Below are 1,696 nucleotides of genomic sequence, written 5' to 3' on the forward strand. Positions count from 1 at the left end.
CACCGCAGCCTCGAACACCGGCGCCGGCAACAACTTCCGATCCAACTTCCCCGAAGCATTCAGCGGAAACGCATCCAGCACCATGATCTGCGACGGCACCATGTACGACGGAAGGGCTTCTCGTGCCGAGTTCAGAACTGCCGAAGAATCCACCGCAGTTCCGATGACGTATGCAATCAGGCTGTCACCGAAGACGGCATCGGTATGCAAGGTAACAACCGCGTCTGCAATTGAGTCGTGAGCGATCAATGCGGACTCGATCTCGCCCAGTTCGATACGTTGCCCACGCAACTTCACCTGGAAATCCGAACGACCGATGTACTCCAATTCGCCCTGAGCGTTCCACTTGACCAGGTCACCCGTCCGGTACAACCTACTGCCTGAGCCCACATCACCCGAGCCCCGAACAGCAAAGGGACTGGCGACAAATCTTTCGGCGGTCAACGCCGAGCGCTTTCCGTATCCGCGTCCGACACCGACACCGCCCACGTACAACTCGCCAACTACACCCGGAGGTACGAGGCCCAACGACTGATCAAGGATGAACAGATCTACATTCGGCACTGACGTGCCGATCGGAACACTGACCGTGTCATGTGCCGTTACCGTGTGGAATGAAACTACGTCCGACGCCTCCGTTGGCCCGTAACTGTTCACCACACGCACGCCGCTCGACAACAAGCCGCCCAGACGATTAAGCCGGATCGACTCGCCGCCGAGGAACACGACGTCCAGGGCGGTCAGCGCAGACTGGTCGTCACAAGACACGACCGCTTCGAAAGCGCTGGGCGACATGTTCACCACTGTGACGTCACCCTGCGCGACGCGACTAACGATGGCGTCAGGGTCGAACCCCTCACCTGCAAGGACCGCAGTCCGTCCACTGCTCAGTGCGGCCCAGACATTCTTCTGCGTCAAGTCGAAACTAGGTGACGACGCGATCAAAAGGCCACCGGTCTGAGGTAATTCGCTGCGATACCAGGACACCGTGTTCTCAATACCCGCCATCGGGACCAACGTCGGCTTCGGACGACCCGTCGAACCTGACGTCGAAATGACATACCCCAACCGGTCCCCCGCACCAGCGTTCCGCCAGTGATCCACTCGCACGCTGTCAGCGTCCACGCCGAACTGGACGTCATCGAACACCAGGACGTCGACCGCCAGATCCAAGGGCTGCGCGCTAAGCGCGCATCGGGCGCCTGTATCTGCAATAATCGCGTCGATTCGATCCTGCGGATACGACGGATCTATCGGCCCGTATGCCGCACCGGACTTCCACACCGCCAACATCCCGACTATCCATTCGATGGATCTCGGTACGACCAAGGCGACTACATCGTCCCGACCTACGCCGATTTCGATCAACCGTTCCGCGACTGAACTCGAGCGAGCGTCAAGTTGCGCAAACGTCAGACATTCGCTATCAGATGCCACAGCAACCGAATCGGGAATCCGCTCAACCTGATCACCGAACATCGCCACCAAGGATTTGGTTGCAGACACATCACTGGGGCCAGTGGACCACTCGAATAGTTTGCTGCGCTCAGAAGCAGCAAGTACGTCGATACTGCCAACGCGAACAGCCGAATCCGCCGCTGCTGCGGTGAGGATTCGTCCGAATCGTTCAGCAAATGAGGCAACCGTCGACTCGTCGAACAGATCCGTCGCATACGTCAACGACACCGCCATCCCC

1 protein-coding gene is annotated in these 1,696 nt (G+C 59.0%); it reads right to left on the bottom strand.

Going from position 1 to position 1,696, the window contains the following annotated elements; translation table 11 throughout:
- Window positions 1–1,680: amino acid adenylation domain-containing protein (locus AC1Q61_RS32680; RefSeq protein ID WP_492654935.1), on the bottom strand; the 1,680-nt coding region annotated here is incomplete at its 3' end.
- Window positions 1,681–1,696 lie beyond the last annotated feature (16 nt).

It is taken from the genome of Rhodococcus sp. MPR-R1B, assembly GCF_058793255.1.